12 protein-coding genes are annotated in these 16,336 nt (G+C 41.8%); 6 read left to right on the top strand and 6 right to left on the bottom strand.

Annotation, left to right across the window (positions count from 1 at the left end; all coding sequences use genetic code 11):
- Positions 1 to 49 precede the first annotated feature (49 nt).
- Positions 50 to 2,713, top strand: a complete 2,664-nt coding sequence (gene glnD / locus F902_RS09565; protein ID WP_005189443.1) for a [protein-PII] uridylyltransferase — start codon at positions 50 to 52, stop codon at positions 2,711 to 2,713.
- Positions 2,714 to 2,738: 25 nt separating this feature from the next.
- Positions 2,739 to 3,908 (top strand): succinyldiaminopimelate transaminase, encoded by a 1,170-nt coding sequence (dapC, locus tag F902_RS09560; protein ID WP_005202982.1) that lies wholly within the window; start codon positions 2,739 to 2,741, stop codon positions 3,906 to 3,908.
- 47 nt (positions 3,909 to 3,955) lie between these two features.
- Here the strand turns inward: dapC and F902_RS09555 are convergent, their stop codons facing one another.
- Both F902_RS09555 and F902_RS09550 read right to left on the bottom strand, forming a co-directional pair.
- Positions 3,956 to 6,172 (bottom strand): TonB-dependent receptor, encoded by a 2,217-nt coding sequence (locus tag F902_RS09555; RefSeq protein ID WP_005202980.1) that lies wholly within the window; start codon positions 6,170 to 6,172, stop codon positions 3,956 to 3,958.
- A gap of 189 nt (positions 6,173 to 6,361) precedes the next feature.
- Positions 6,362 to 6,979, bottom strand: a complete 618-nt coding sequence (locus F902_RS09550; RefSeq protein ID WP_026057542.1) for a LysE family translocator — start codon at positions 6,977 to 6,979, stop codon at positions 6,362 to 6,364.
- Positions 6,980 to 7,131: 152 nt separating this feature from the next.
- Between F902_RS09550 and F902_RS09545 the strand changes: the two genes are divergently transcribed.
- The 3 genes from F902_RS09545 (at position 7,132) to F902_RS09535 (ending at position 12,111) form a co-directional block, all read left to right on the top strand.
- A complete protein-coding gene (locus tag F902_RS09545) occupies positions 7,132 to 7,584 on the top strand; it encodes an Lrp/AsnC family transcriptional regulator (RefSeq protein WP_004653055.1) in 453 nt (150 codons plus the stop codon).
- 182 nt (positions 7,585 to 7,766) lie between these two features.
- Positions 7,767 to 8,957 carry an efflux RND transporter periplasmic adaptor subunit gene (locus tag F902_RS09540; RefSeq protein ID WP_005202970.1) on the top strand — a complete coding sequence of 397 codons (1,191 nt, stop codon included), beginning with the start codon at positions 7,767 to 7,769 and terminating at the stop codon, positions 8,955 to 8,957.
- A gap of 1 nt (position 8,958) precedes the next feature.
- Positions 8,959 to 12,111 (top strand): efflux RND transporter permease subunit, encoded by a 3,153-nt coding sequence (locus tag F902_RS09535; RefSeq protein WP_005202968.1) that lies wholly within the window; start codon positions 8,959 to 8,961, stop codon positions 12,109 to 12,111.
- 47 nt (positions 12,112 to 12,158) lie between these two features.
- On the opposite strand, the gene F902_RS09530 is transcribed toward F902_RS09535, so the two are convergent.
- From F902_RS09530 to msrB, 4 genes are all read right to left on the bottom strand, one after another.
- Positions 12,159 to 12,782 carry a LysE family translocator gene (locus F902_RS09530; protein ID WP_005202964.1) on the bottom strand — a complete coding sequence of 208 codons (624 nt, stop codon included), beginning with the start codon at positions 12,780 to 12,782 and terminating at the stop codon, positions 12,159 to 12,161.
- A gap of 72 nt (positions 12,783 to 12,854) precedes the next feature.
- Positions 12,855 to 13,697 carry an AraC family transcriptional regulator gene (locus F902_RS09525; protein WP_422385889.1) on the bottom strand — a complete coding sequence of 281 codons (843 nt, stop codon included), beginning with the start codon at positions 13,695 to 13,697 and terminating at the stop codon, positions 12,855 to 12,857.
- A 34-nt stretch (positions 13,698 to 13,731) separates the two neighbouring features.
- Positions 13,732 to 14,220, bottom strand: coding sequence for a glutathione peroxidase (locus F902_RS09520; RefSeq protein WP_004653049.1), 489 nt, complete (start codon positions 14,218 to 14,220; stop codon positions 13,732 to 13,734).
- Positions 14,217 to 14,636 carry a peptide-methionine (R)-S-oxide reductase MsrB gene (gene msrB / locus F902_RS09515; protein WP_004653048.1) on the bottom strand — a complete coding sequence of 140 codons (420 nt, stop codon included), beginning with the start codon at positions 14,634 to 14,636 and terminating at the stop codon, positions 14,217 to 14,219. The genes F902_RS09520 and msrB overlap by 4 nt, the downstream gene beginning before the upstream one ends.
- 240 nt (positions 14,637 to 14,876) lie before the next feature.
- Between msrB and F902_RS09510 the strand changes: the two genes are divergently transcribed.
- Entirely contained in the window at positions 14,877 to 16,307 is a 1,431-nt protein-coding gene (locus tag F902_RS09510) for a pyridoxal phosphate-dependent aminotransferase (protein ID WP_005202960.1), read from the top strand.
- Positions 16,308 to 16,336 lie beyond the last annotated feature (29 nt).

The following is a 16,336-nucleotide window of genomic DNA, read 5'->3' as shown; positions in this document are numbered from 1 at the left end:
TCACAATTTCCCCTCTTTTTAGAGGGGCTTTGATAGAAGATCCAGCTTTATGATCAAGACCTCTCCTTTGTTGAACTACGTCACCAGTCTTCATGATATTCAAGCCATCAACCAATGGCGTACGGATGTAGAAAAGCAATTACAGGAGAGCTATGAAAATGGTCAACCTATTCGTGAAGTGATTGGAGCGCGTTCAGACTCGATTGATGAGGCCCTGATCTTTCTTTGGAATCATGCAGGTTTAGATCAAACTGAATTGGGCTTATTTGCAGTAGGCGGTTATGGTCGCCATGAAATGCTACCCTATTCAGATACTGATATCATGATTTTGTCTGAGGATGAAATCAGTGAAGAACAAGAAAAACTGATCTCGACCTTTATATCATCTTTATGGGATGTCGGTAATTTCAAACCGGGGATCAGCGTTCGCACCATTCAGAACTGTGTTGAACAAGCCATTAATGATTTAACTGTTGCCACTACGTTGATTGAAGCACGTCTCATTACAGGTAATCAGCAACTGGCAAAATGGCCACGCCGTATCGTTGCGCAAACATGGACGGATCAAACCTTCTATGATGCCAAAATGGTTGAACAAGCTAAACGTTATGCGCAACACAACAATACCGAAAGTAATCTAGAACCTGATATTAAAAATGCCCCAGGCGGTATTCGGGATATCAACCAGATTGGCTGGATTGCCAAACGTCACTTCCGCGTCAATCGTATTTATGATCTTGTGCATTTGGGTTTTATCACTGAATTTGAACTGGGTGTACTGGAAGAAGCAGAAAGTTTTTTATGGGAAATTCGAACCCACTTACACCGTTTAGCCAAACGCGATGAAAACCGTTTATTGTTTGAATATCAACGTGATATCGCGGCAAAATTTGGTTATGTGCGTGAAGAAGGTCAGCCTGTTAACTTTGCTGTTGAACAGTTTATGAAGCGCTACTATCGTACCGCGCAGCAAGTTTCAACGCTCAATGAAATGCTACTCGCCTATTTCAATGAATCGGTGATTACCCCACGCCTACCTGATTATGAACGTCACATTATTGATATTAATGAACGTTTTAAAATTGTCGATGGAAAACTGGCTGTTCAACATCACAAAGTATTTTCTGAAGAACCAATTGCCATCTTAGAGCTATTCTACTTATTGGCAAATCGACCTGAAATTACCGGTATTCGTGCCCGCACCTTACGCCTACTGGTGCTTGCTGCAAAACGGATTGATCAACGCTTCCGCGACAATCCAGAACATCAAGCCTTGTTTATGTCGATTATTCGCTCACCGCATTTATATGACACCATGGTAGCGATGAAGCGTTACGGTGTATTGGGCAATTACATTCCTGCTTTTGGACAGATTACAGGCTTAATGCAGTACGATCTGTTCCATATTTATACGGTCGATGCACACACCCTGTTATTACTCCGCAATTTAAGTCGCTTTAAAGAACCTGAATTTGCCAAAGAATTCCCAGTGGTCAGCTCTGTGTTCCAGCGTATTGCCCGCCATGACATCGTGTATATGGCCGCAATTTTCCATGATATTGCCAAAGGTCGTGGTGGTGATCATAGTGAACTTGGTGCACTGGATGCGATTGAATTCTGCCGTACCCATGGCTTTACCGAGCGTGAATGCAAACTGGTTGCATGGCTGATTAACAATCACTTGTTAATGTCCCTCACTGCACAGAAAAAAGATATTTCAGACCCTGACGAAGTCAAAGACTTTGCTGAAAAAGTCGGTGATATGGAGCATCTCGATTATCTCTACACCCTGACGGTTGCTGACATTAACGCAACCAATCCGAAGTTGTGGAATACGTGGCGTGCGTCCTTAATGCGCCAACTGTATACCTATGCACGTGATGTGATTCGCTCAGGCTTAGGTCGTCCAGTTGACTATCAAATGCTGATTGAAGATACCAAGTTTGCAGCCAGTGAACTCTTGGTCAATGACTTCTCTCTGGCTGAAGTTGAGAAAGTCTGGCAAGAGCTGGGCGATGAATACTTTGTCAAAGAGTCAGCCAATGAAATTGCTTGGCATACCCAAGCCATTCTGCAACACGGCGATAATCCAGAACCTTTGGTTTTATTACGGGCGCATCGTAATGCTGCTGATGATGCGGTTCAGATCTTTATCTATACCCGTGATCAACCCAACCTGTTTGCCACCACGGTTGCAGTACTGGATCGTATGAATCTTGATGTTCAAGATGCACGTATTATCACCGCTTCAACTTCATTCAGCTTAGATACTTATCTGGTCCTTGATCGTTTTGGTACATTGTTGACTGATCCAGATCGCGAACGCAAAGTGAAAGCCGCTTTGGTTGATGCATTGAGCCATTCGGATCAATATCCGGGGATCATGCAACGCCGTATTCCACGTCATTTGCGTCATTTTGATGTGCAAAATACTGTCGATATTGTCCTTAACCCGACACTACAGCAGCATATGGTTGAAATCTCAACCCTCGACCATCCAGGTCTGTTGGCGCGTATTGGTGGTTTATTCATGTTGCAAGGTTTGGATATCCATTCTGCAAGAATTGCCACACTGGGCGAACGTGCGGAAGATATTTTCTTTGTCACCAAGAAAAATGGTGTCTTGCTCACCGATGAAGAAGTGAAAACTTTTGCGGAAAGCTTAAAAGCCGCTTTAGATGAAGCATCGAATCAAATTTGTAATCCATCTTAAATTTTATTGTTTGGTAACTGTTTAAATGAACTCTAGCTTGTCGTTATTGCATCCCTATCCTTTTGAAAAGTTAAATCAACTTTTTAAAGATGTGCAACCTGCCAATTTACCGTTGATTCCTTTATCAATTGGTGAACCTAAACATCCTGCACCAGAGTTCGTTAAACAAGCGATTATTGATAATTTTGCCCATTTATCGACCTATCCGAACAGTAAAGGTCTGCCTGAGTTGCGCCAAAGTATTGCACAGTGGCTCAGCAATCGCTTCAAGTTGAATCATATTAGTGCAGAAGATCATATCCTGCCTGTTTCTGGTACACGTGAAGGTATTTTCTCTTTTGTACAAGCTTTGATTAAGCGTGAAGATGCACCGTATGTTGTGATGCCAAATCCGTTTTATCAGATTTATGAAGGTGCAGCCCTGCTTGCAGGTGCAAAACCCTATTTCATTAACTGTACTGAAGAAAATGGTTACTTAGGTGACTTTGATGCAGTTCCAGCGGAAGTCTGGGAAAAAACAGCATTACTGTTTGTGTGCACACCAGGTAATCCGACAGGAACAGTTCTATCAAAAGAACAGTTTAAAAAGTTAATTGCCCTGTCTGATCAATATGATTTTGTAATTGCATCGGATGAATGTTATTCGGAACTTTGGTTTGACCAAGCACCAATCGGTCTCTTAGAAGTCTGTGCCGAAATGGGACGTGATGATTATAAAAATTGCATCGTGTTCCATTCATTATCTAAACGTTCAAACTTACCGGGCATGCGTTCTGGTTTTGTAGCAGGTGATGCGGCTTTATTAAAACCTTATTTGCAATACCGTACTTATCACGGCGCTGCAATGCCAGTACAAAATCAATTGGCATCTATTGCAGCGTGGAATGATGAAACACATGTTGAAGAAAACCGTCAGCAGTATCGTGCTAAGTTTGATTTATTCCAGTCTGAACTCGGTCATTTATTACCTTTACAAAAACCAGATGCGGGCTTTTATTACTGGTTAAAAGTCGATAATGATGAGACTTTTGCCAAGATGTTGATGGAAAAAGCGCATATCAAGGTTTTACCGGGTCGTTATTTGTCTCGTGATACAGAACAAGGTAATCCGGGCGAAGGTCATGTCAGAATGGCTTTGGTTGCAGATTTGGCACAGTGTGAAGAAGTGGTCAAACGGCTGAAAGCAATTCTATAAATAAAAAAAATCCCCGAATATTCGGGGATTTTTTTTAAATCAATACATTAGAAATCAAAGCTTGCACTGAGCATAAAGGTACGCGGCAAACCTGCATTTAAATAAGTATTTGAGGTTTTCGCATTACTACCAATATTGTCATAGCCGCCGACTGAAGCCCAATATTTCTTATCAAAGACATTATTGATGCTTAAGTTAAACGTTGTTGGAACCTGATTGAATTGGGTTTTATAGCTTGCACCTAAATCTAAACGCGTCCAATCTCCCACTTTCAGGGTATTAGCGTCATTGGCATAGCTAGAACCTGTATAAACTACACGACCATTCACCGCAATATCCTGCTCGATTGGTAATTGCCAATCAGCGCCTAAATTGGCTTGGAATTTTGCAACACCAATTTCCTGATTACCATTATATTTAGCTTCAGGAGTTTGCTTTTGTTTTGCATCTAGCCAAGTCACACCACCCAGTATTTTAATTGAATCCGTCAGTTTGCCATAACTACTCAACTCAGCACCGCGATGCACATATTTTCCACCATTAACAAAATAATTGTTCTGGTCGACAATCCCTTTTTGTTTATCAATATCAAATAAGCTTAACGTTAAACCAATCTGATCATTTTCAAATTTCGCGCCAATTTCTTTCTGCTTTGCAACAAAGGGTTTAAGCACCGTTCCTTTATTTTCAACAGTTGATGGCGCTGAAAGTCCTTTTGCCAAAGACTCGATATAGTTCGCATAGATCGAGATTTCAGGTGTTATTTTATAACTCACACCAAGCGCAGGGGTAAACTTGCTTTCATCATAACTGGTTTTTTCTGAGGTGTTATAGGTATAGCTATCTTGCATAATTTGTTGATAACGCCCACCTAACATCACTGTTAAACGTTCATCCAATGCTTTGAGATTATCGCCAATCGCGATACTTCTTAAACGTGTCCGTGTCGTTAATTTCGGTGCATCTAATTGATTGCCTTTGAGTGCGCTACTCGAATATTCAGGCTTTTCATACTGTGTTGGTCGATAAATATTTCCAGCAAATGTATTGGTGTAATCCATCACATAGGCATTACGACTATTCTGCTGGAAAGCAGATCCTGATAACACAAGATTATGTTCAATCGTACCTGTATTCAACTTCGCACGTACACCGATTTCGCCTGTGTTGACCATATCTACACGTGCATTATCAAAACGATAGGAAGTGCCATCACCCGTTGCTGCATTGGTCAGTGTGAAATTCGCCAAGCTATTGTTTTCTTCACCATGGCGGAAACCATAGGCAGCATAAGCTGTCACTGCATCACTTAAATCATATTCTGCACGGTAGCTACCAAACACATCTTCTTCATTAGAGTACGTCCACTTTTGCGCATAATTACTAGAAGAATCAATTGGTTTAGGGATGCTCGTCACGCCACTTAAAGTAATATTTGGGCGTGTTGCATCTAAGCGGTTATTGCTATAGCCCATGTCACCAGACAACCGTAAACGATCACCACGATAATCCAATCCAATCGAAGCTAGACCCAACGATGCTTTTTCATCATCTACACTGGTATTTCCGCCACGATAGGCTGTATTTACACGTACCCCGAACTCTTGGTTCTCACCAAAACGACGGGAGATATCGTTTGCAATTTGTCCACCATTAAAATCAGTACCTACGGTAACTCGATTCAATGGTTCATTCGCGGCACGCTTTGGCAATAAATTAATTGTACCACCAATCCCCCCACTACTTGGTGTAGCACCATTTAAAAATGCAGACGCCCCTTTAAGTAACTCAACACGTTCAAATAATTCTGTAGGGATATATTGGCGAGGTAAGATCGAATATAAACCATTATAAGCAGTATCATCAGAACCTAAAACAAAGCCACGAATATAGTAAGATTCCTGAAAATTACCAAAACCTCTCGCAACTCGCACACTTGGATCTGCCTGCAAAACATCTCCTACACTTTTAGCTTGGCGTGACTGAATATATTCATTGGTATAGCTGGTCAAATTAAATGGTGTATCTAAGTTTTTTTGATTGCCAAAAATCCCGACTCGACCGCCGCTCGCGACTTGTCCACCCGCAAAAGGCTCCGTTAAACCATCAGCCGAGGCATCTGCACTTGCAGTAATTCGAATGGTGTTTAATGTTACTGCTGTATCCGCTTGAGCACTTGGTTGTGCTTCATCCGCAAAAACAGCTGTTGTCCCCATTGAAGCACATGCCATCATCAGCACTAATGGTTTAAGTTGTCTACCCATGATCTTTATCAGCCGACTTAAAAAATCGAATGATAAATGAGAATTGATACGTTTTACACTATTTTTTACCTATATGTGCCACTGTACAATTTTATGATTTTTAAAACCCGAACCCTATTAAAATTAAGATCCTGAATTCAATAATGATAAATTTAAAGCTTTATAAATAAGCGGAATAGAACATTTATTTTAAATTTGCCCAATAAATAGGATTGCCGCGATGAGCATCATCAATCCACCCGAAATACGACTGACTGCTTTTACTGCACGTGGTCTGCTTCTAAGCAATTTCTTGGCTGCTATACCAACCAACATATACACCACAGCACAACTGATTAAATGAATGAGCCCTAGCAAAATAATTTGTACGGTTGGTGAAAATGCCATTTGTGGGTGAATAAACGGTGGCAACAAGGCAAAAAATAACAGTAATACTTTCGGGTTTAAGCCACTAATCCCCACCCCTTTAATCAACCATGAACTTGCTGAATCAAGCGATTGCGTAGCATCGGTCTCAGTTGAAATGGTCGCTGGATGCATAAATAGATTGACGCCCATCCATAACAAATAACAAGCACCCATGATCGTCATCGCAGTGAGTAAAATTGGATAATGTTGCACCAAAGCGCCCACACCTGCTGCAACACATAAGATTGCCATAAGGTGCCCAAACACCAAACCTGTGACGGCATTTAGGATAAATTTACCTTTGATGCCTGCAAGAATGACATAAGCCCAGTCCGCACCTGGCGTTATTACGAATAAGATCGAAACGCACCAAAAAGCAAAAATGACACTAAGTTCCATAAGCAAAGCCCTTCCCACATCGACAATACGATCTTTGATCGTTTTCTTTTTCACCATTTGGTGAAGATTGTTGAGAAAGGATATGCTTTAATGGTGAAAATGTTATTCCAAATACTTCTATATCTTCAAAGCCCGAAGGGAGATTCTTCCAAATGGATCGCATTGATAAGAAAATTATTGCTGAACTACAAGCAAATGGGCGATTATCTATCACAGAACTGGCAGAAAGAATCGGTCTAAGTCTGTCGCCTTGTCATCGTCGTGTTAAAGCATTAGAAGAAAGTGGTGTGATCAAAGGTTATCATGCTGATCTAGAAGCCTCAAAAATCGGCCTTAATTTCTCAGCGATTATCTTCGTCACTTTAAAAGATGGAGATAAAAAAGCACTTTCTAGCTTTGAGGAAAAAGTCATTGAAATTGGCAATGTGATTCAGGCACAACGTTTATTTGGAAATCCAGATTATTTACTGCATGTGGTTGCTAAAGACTTGGCCAGTTTCCAGAAACTCTATGATGACAGTCTCTCTGCCTTACCCAATGTGCAGCGTTTGACCTCAACCATTGTCATGAAAAATGTGGTCTCCAATCGTTTACTGCCTCTTTAAGCAATAATTATCATTTTGGGTAGAATAAAAAGTGTGGAATTGAAGCATTTCACACTTTTCCTAAGCTGAAAAGTCATAAACCTAAGCGACTTTATTAATTTTTTTATCTGTCTATAGGCTATTGACCAACTGTTGAAATCTTCGTCTATACTTAGCCATCAAAACTTGATGACTATGGAAAGATGACTTCTCAAACTCCCAAGAAAATAAAGAAAAAGGGTTGGCTCATTTTAGCAATTGCGGTTGTACTTTTAATTATTGCAGTTGTGGTTTGGCAGACTGGAACTGCTAAAAAATCAGTGAATCCTGAAAAAGCTAAAAACGCAGATACCACCGAACAAAAAGCCGCTTTAACCGTCACAATTGTTCAGCCCCAACAACAAAATTGGGAACAAACCTTTACTGCCAATGGCAATATTGCGGCATGGCAAGAAGTGGTGATTGGTAGCGAACTCTCAGGCCAACGTCTTACCCGTGTGAATGTCAATGTCGGTGATGAAGTCCGTCGTGGTCAGGTCTTAGCTGAAATTAATAGCGAAACCATCCGTGCCGATTTGGCAGCAGCCAAAGCCAGTTATGCAGAAGCTCAAGCCGTACTGACTGATGCGATTACCAACAATAAACGTATTCAGCAACTAAAAAATACAGGCGCAATTTCAGCCCAAGAGTCTACTCAGTATCAAACCTCTCAAGCAACAGCTCAAGCGCGTCTAGATGCAGCCAAAGCACAAATTGAAAGTAACCAATTACGCTTAGCACAGACTCAAGTGGTTTCACCTGACAATGGTGTGATTTCAGCCCGTACAGCAACGGTCGGTTCTCTTGCACAAACAGGTCAAGAACTGTTCCGCCTGATTCGTGATCATCGTTTAGAATGGCGTGCCGAAGTTACGACATCGGATTTATACAAGCTTAAACAAGGCATGACCGCACATATTGTTTCACCTGACCCAGCCCAACCTGCTGTAACAGGTAAAGTCAGAATGATTGCACCTGTGATTGATCCACAAACCCGTTATGGCTTGGTTTATGTAGACATTCCAACCACTCAAGCTGTGCGTATGGGCATGTTTGTTAAAGGTGAATTTGATTTAGGTCAGAAACTCGCATTGACGGTTCCACAAACAGCCCTACTGTTGCGTGATGGTTTTTCCTATGTCTTTATTGTCAATGACAAAAATCGTGTCACCCAACAGAAAGTCACTGTTGGTCGCCGTTTGGGAGATCGCGTCGAACTCTTGAATTTACCCGCCAATGTAAAAGTGGTTTCTTCGGGTACAGGTTTCTTGGCAGATGGCGATCTGGTGAGTATCGCCAAAGACATTCCAGAGACACCACTTAGCAAACAACTTGTGACCACACAGGAGAAATGAGATGAATTTCTCCGCTTGGTCAATCCGAAACCCTATTCCCGGCATTCTGTTATTTATTATGCTGGGTTTGGCTGGATTGCTCTGTTTTAAATGGATGAAGATCCAGCAGTTCCCTGACATTGAACTACCAATGGTCACTGTCACAGCGGCATTACCTGGGGCTGCACCACCTCAGCTTGAAACCGAAGTCGCACGTAAGATTGAAAACTCGATTGCAACCTTGCAAGGTTTGAGAAATCAGTACACCAACATTCAAGATGGTGTTGTCACTGTCACAGCGGAGTTTCAATTAGAAAAACCTCTACAAGAAGCGGTTGATGATGTGCGCAATGCGGTGTCACAAGTTCGTTCTGATCTACCTGCCGACCTACGAGATCCGATTGTCAGTAAGATCAATCTTTCAGGTTCTCCAATCCTGACCTACACCATTCAATCGCCAAAGATGGATGAAGAAGCACTGTCATGGTTCGTAGACTATGATATCGCCCGCGCGATGTTACAGGTTAAAGGCGTTGGTGCTGTCGCTCGTGTTGGTGGTGTCACGCGTCAAGTTGAAGTCGAGCTCGATCCTGAAAAACTATTGGCGCTGAATGCAACTGCAACCGACATTACCCGTCAACTACGTTTGATTCAGCAAGATGCTTCTGGCGGTCAAACCAAAATCGGGGGTAGTGAACAATCCATCCGAACCATTGCGACAGTAAAAACAGCTGATGAAATAGGTGCAATGGATATTGCACTTAGTGATGGTCGACATATTCGTTTGGATCAGGTTGCAACTGTTCGTGATGGAATGGCTGAACGGCGTTCCGCTGCATTACTGAATGGCCAACCTGTGATTGGCTTCGAAATCACACGAAGTAAAGGTGCCAGTGAGGTTGATGTTGAAAAAGGTGTCGTCGTCGCATTAGATAAACTTAAAGCGGCACATCCCGATATTAAAATCAACGAAGCCTTTAACTTTGTAAAGCCAGTCGAAGATAACTACGAAGGCTCGATGTCACTGTTGTATGAAGGTGCAATATTAGCGATCTTGGTGGTATGGCTATTTTTACGTGACTGGCGTGCCACCATCATTGCTGCAACTGCCCTGCCATTATCGATTTTACCTGCCTTAATTGGCATGTATTTCTTTGGCTTTACCCTCAATACCGTTACGCTTTTAGCCATGTCATTGGTGGTGGGTATTCTGGTCGATGATGCCATCGTTGAGATTGAAAATATCATACGGCATTTACGCATGGGGAAAACGCCCTATGAGGCGGCCATGGAAGCAGCCGATGAAATTGGTCTGGCCGTAATTGCCACCACCTTCACATTGATTGCCGTATTCCTACCCACTGCGTTTATGAGTGGTATCGCAGGTAAGTTTTTCGTTCAGTTTGGTTGGACGGCGGCTCTTGCGATCTTTGCCTCACTGCTTGTTGCGCGTTTACTCACCCCAATGATGTCCGCCTATATTCTGAAACCATGGGTCGGTAAAGTTGAACAACAGGATGAATCAGCAACAGTACAAACAGCTACTGATCAAGGCACAAGCAGTCTAGCCAAAGACCGTGCTAAAGACGGCAAAGTTATGCGTGGCTATATGCGTTTGGTTACATGGTGTCTGAATCATCGCTGGATCACTTTAGCTGGTGCAATTGCCTTTTTTATCTGTTCAGTTATGCTAATTCCATTGCTACCTACAGGTTTTGTTCCACCACCCGATACAGGACAAACCCAAGTTCGTTTGGAGCTCACCCCGGGTTCACAGTTTGCAGATACGCTTAAGACTGCCGAATATGCACGTACGCTGATTAAAGATCATCCGGAAATTAAAAGCATCTATACCACGATTGGTGGTGGTGCTGCGGGAACAGATCCTTTTGCAGGTGGTGCATCAAGTGAACCGCGTAAAGCAACCCTCACGATTCAAACCACGGAACGTTCAGATCGTAGTGCCAGCCTACAAGACATTGAAGATCAACTGCGCCAACGTCTTGCCCCTCTTCCGGGTGCACGCATTCAAGTTGGCTTAGCGGGTAATAACAGTCAATACCAACTGGCTTTATCAGGTGATGATCCAGAAGCCTTAATGGCAACTGCGCGTAGCCTTGAGCGTGAATTACGTACCATTCCAAATGTAGGCAGTATCACCTCAAGCGCAGCCTTGATTCGTCCTGAGCTAGTGATTCGCCCTGATTTTGCCAAAGCAGCTGATTTAGGCGTGACCACTTACGATATTGCTGAGACTTTACGTATCGCGACTGCAGGTGACTTCGATCAAAACTTAGCAAAACTTAATCTGTCTCAACGCCAAGTGCCCGTAGTGATTAAACTGCCACTGGCTGCCCGTCAAGATCAGGAGCTCATGAAACGCTTGATGGTGAAAGGGAGTCGAGGTCCTGTGATGCTCGGTACCATTGCAGACGTCAATATCGAAAGTGGTCCATCACAAATTGACCGTTTCAACCGTTTACGTAATATCAACTTCAATATTGAATTGAATAATCAACCCTTGGGAGATATTGCGGCAAAAGTTGATCAACTACCGACGATGAAGAATTTACCACCTACAGTGAAGCGTACCAATATTGGTGATGCTGAAGTGATGCAGGAATTGTTCTCTAGTTTTGGTCTGGCAATGCTCACAGGGGTACTGTGTATCTATGTGGTGCTAGTCTTGTTATTTAAAGACTTTTTACAGCCAATTACCATTCTGGTGGCCTTACCTTTATCCCTTGGCGGTGCATTCGTAATGCTGCTTTTAGCCAAAAGTAGTTTCTCGATGCCAAGTTTGATTGGTCTGATTATGCTGATGGGGATTGCCAGTAAGAACTCAATTCTACTGGTCGATTACGCGATTATCGCAAGGAATGAAAAGCATTATTCGCGATTCAATGCTCTCCTCGATGCCTGCCATAAGCGGGCACGGCCAATCATCATGACCACATTGGCCATGGGTGCTGGGATGTTGCCAATTGCGCTCGGAATTGGTACCGATCCAAGCTTCCGTGCACCAATGGCAATCTCGGTCATTGGTGGTTTGATTACCAGTACCTTCTTATCGTTATTGGTGATCCCTGTGGTGTACACCTTTATCGATGATATTAATCGCAAGATCCATAGCTTTAGGAAGACACCACATCAACCTGTTGAGCCGACTCAATAAGCTTGCATAACTTGAATAAAAAGACGGTCAAATGACCGTCTTTTTATTTAATACATGATCAGTACCAGCATAAACAACAAAAAACTGCATCCTGCCAAATAATATAAATGCTGTAGATGCCGATTTAACCACGACAGGTAAATGCTTGAACCAATCAATTGAACAATAGCGAGATTCCAGATCAACACCAAACCCACCATCCAAAAGCACAGCAATGCATTTTGAGCAAAATTATATTGTGGATAAATCAAGATCACCAACACGCTATAGAACATCAAATTTTTCGGGTTGAATAAACTGGAAAGCAAACCTGATAGAAACGCCTTCAGGTAAGCATGCTTTTGTAGTTGATCAACACATTGCTCAGCAAGTTGATTGACCCTCTGTGTTGATTGAGCCAAACGAAAACATTGAATCGCCAAATAGGCAAAATAAAGCACACCCAACCACTTCATGAGGATAAATAATTCTGTATTCACCTGACCAATGATAAATAGACTCAAATAAATGCTGATCAATATGATGGCATTCCCAAGTGCGATGCCTGCACAGGTGAATCTTGCAGCCTTTTTCTGGCTCTGTATCAAGGTCTTTAAAATTAAAAAGAAGTCTGCACCAGGTGTCAGTAATGCAATAAAATGCGTGATGGCGATGGTTAGAAACAGCTCCATAGCTACTCTCCAAATAAATCGGAGTCAGCTTAGAAAAGTACGGTGCTTTGTTCTTGTATAAAATTGCGTGGGCTAAGATTTCTTATAATATTGCTTGGGTGTTATGCCTGTATGTTGCTTAAAAACGCGATGAAAATGACTTTGATCGCTAAAATCGAGTTCGTATGCCAAGCGTGCTAAATCACGATCAGGTTCTCTTAAACGCTGCCGAGCTTGGTTGACCTTATAGTTCAACTGATAAGCATGTGGGGTTAATCCAAAGTAATGTTTAAATAATCGTATTAATGCATAACGACTCATATTCATCTTTTCGGAAAGCTCGTGCAGAGACAAATTCTCAATATTGCCTTCAAGGCATTCCAATAAGTCTGGAAGGTACTTCTGAAAATAATGAGAGGAATGGATCTTTTCCCAATGAAAACTCGGTATTAGAATTTCTGTTAAGGTTTGAATTAAACACTGTTCTTTTTCGAGTACTGAAATCTGCTCATTAAATAGTAACCGATTCAATGCTGTAAATGCGTCGTAGGCTTTTACATCATCAACAATAGTTGGTCTTAATTGAGGGAGATATATTGTTTGTCTGTCAGTTTCTAAAGCAATATCTTGGTACAGTTCTTCAATCAAGGTCGTTAACCAAGTAGCATCCAAATGCATCATCTGATAACTCCATGCCTGATTTGGCAGCGGATTACAGGAATGTTCTACATGCGCAGGAATAACCACCAAAGTCCCTGCCTGAATGACTTGCTCTTGTGCAAAAGTACTTGAAAAGCGGCTCTGCCCAATATCAACAGCACCAATTGAAAAAGTAGGATGGCTGTGGGATTTATAGCAAATTCGACTTTGACATGCCCTACGCGTTTCAACATAAGGCATGTCTGGATCACTCCAGAATTCAACAGTTGAGTCCAAAAGAATTCAAACCTCAACCAAAAACTTTGCTCATTTATTTCTTCGCCAATGCTTTTTCAATATCAGCTTCCAAAGCCTCTGGCTTGGTCGTTGGCGCATAACGCTCTAAAACCTCACCATTACGCCCCACCAAGAACTTAGTAAAGTTCCATTTGATGTTACGGCTACCTAGAAGCCCTTTTGCTTCACGAGTTAAATAACGAAAAATCACATGTGCTTCAGGTCCTTTCACATCCACCTTGGCAAACATAGGAAAACTCACCCCATAATTACGCTGGCAGTACGCGCCAATTTCCTTATTTGTCCCTGGATCCTGTCCTCCAAATTGATTACACGGAAATCCTAAAACCTCTAAGCCTTGAGCATTATATTTTTCATAAAGTTTCTCAAGTCCCGCAAACTGCGGAGTAAAACCACACTTGCTTGCAGTATTTACAATCAGCATGACCTTGCCTTTATAATCAGCGAGCGCTTTTGTTTCTCCCTCTAACAATTCAGCTTCAAACTGATAAATGTTACTCATGGATACGTTTCCTCGTCGTTCTTTTCTTCTGTTTTAAGTTGTAATGATGCCGAATTCACACAATAACGCAGTCCTGTCGGCTGTGGGCCATCCTCAAACACATGGCCCAAATGTGCATCGCAATCATGGCAGACAATTTCTGTTCTGACCATACCGTGTGATAAATCTTCATGTTCTTCGATTGCAACACTGTCAATAGGTCTAAAAAAGCTCGGCCAACCACAACCACTATCGTATTTTGTTTCTGAAGAAAACAATTCCGCACCGCAACAACGGCAAACATATGTGCCATGTTGTTTATTGTTCCAATATTGTCCAGTAAATGCGGGTTCTGTGCCCTTTTGACGAGTTATGCGGTATTCTTCAGGTGATAATTCTCTTTGCCATTCCCGGTCTGTTTTATTCACTTTTCCCATAACCTGCACCTTTTATTCTGATGTTAGAACTATCTTAATGATCAGGTTTTATATTTACGCCATTCAAAAAAAAAACTCTAGTCTCAGATCGTATAATTTGGTGAAATTTAAGCAATAAAATCACAAAAAGCAAAAAGAAAGCAAATTAAATCCGTATAGTAAGCAATTTTTAACAATATTGTCTTTTGCGTAAGCAAATATGGTGTTATTCTAATTTCGCACGGTTGTATAGGACAAACAATGTCTCAGAAAAAAAGTGTGGTTTTCCAAAATCTATTACCAACCATCAGACAATATCAACAATCAGGTTTCACCCATGAAAAAATTGTTGAATTGCTGAGAGATCAACACGATCTAAATTTGGTAAGCGTTGAAACCTTTAAAAGTTATTTATACCGATATGCAAAAGTGAATCCAGCTATGTCAAAAAATACTGTTGTTCCCCAGTCTAATCAATCAAGTCGAGAAATTAAAAAATCATCTAAGCTTGAGCATGTTTGTTACGACATTCGTGGACCAGTATTACGCGCCGCCAATGAAATGGAGGAGCAAGGACATAAGATCATCAAGCTGAATATCGGCAACCCTGCACCTTTTGGTTTTGAAGCCCCTCAAGAAATTATTAACGATGTTGCATTAAACCTTCCAAATGCAATTGGCTACACCGACTCAAAAGGGATTTTCCCTGCACGTAAAGCCATCTGCCAGTATTACCAACAGAAAGGCATCTTTGATATGCATGTCAATGATGTGTATGTCGGCAATGGTGTTTCTGAACTGATCGTGATGGCGATGCAAGGTCTGCTTGATGACGGTGATGAAATGCTGGTACCTATGCCAGACTATCCATTATGGACAGCAGCAGTGAATCTTTCTGGTGGCACTGCAATTCACTATAAATGTGATTCTGAAAACTACTGGTATCCTGACATTGCGGATATGGAAAGTAAAATCACACCGAACACCCGTGGTATCGTGATTATCAATCCGAACAACCCTACGGGTTCTGTCTATCCACGTCATGTGTTAGAGCAAATCGTTGCGCTAGCGAAAAAACATGACCTGATTTTATTTGCTGATGAAATCTACGACAAAATCGTTTATGACGGCATTGAGCATGTAGCGGTTGCGGCTTTAGCTGGCGATCAACTGTGTATTTCATTCAATGGTTTATCAAAAGCATATCGTATCGCAGGTTATCGTGCAGGATGGATGGCAATCACGGGTAATAAAGCACGTGCTGCAGACTATATCGAAGGCTTAGATATGCTGGCTTCGATGCGTTTATGCGCCAACCATCAAGCACAATATGCAATTCAAACTGCTTTAGGTGGCTACCAATCAATTAATGATCTAATTCGACCAGGTGGTCGTTTATACGAACAACGTAATATTGCATGGGAAATGCTGAATGAGATCCCGGGTGTGAGTTGTGTTAAACCTGATGGCGCAATGTATTGCTTCCCAAAACTCGACCCAACAATTTATCCAATTGAAGATGATGAAAAATTAATGTTGGATTTATTAAGAGCAGAGAAAGTTCTCTTGGTACAAGGCACAGGGTTTAATTGGCCAACACCAGATCACTTCCGTGTGGTGTTCTTACCTGCTGAAAATGAACTACGTGAAGCGATCAATCGCTTGAGTCGCTTCTTAGCCAAGATGCGTTAATAAAAAAAAGCCCCCATTAAATTTTGGGG

This window comes from Acinetobacter higginsii (assembly GCF_000369525.1).
Taxonomy (GTDB): Bacteria; Pseudomonadota; Gammaproteobacteria; order Pseudomonadales; family Moraxellaceae; genus Acinetobacter; species Acinetobacter higginsii.
This window is presented reverse-complemented; position numbering and strand designations above follow the sequence as displayed.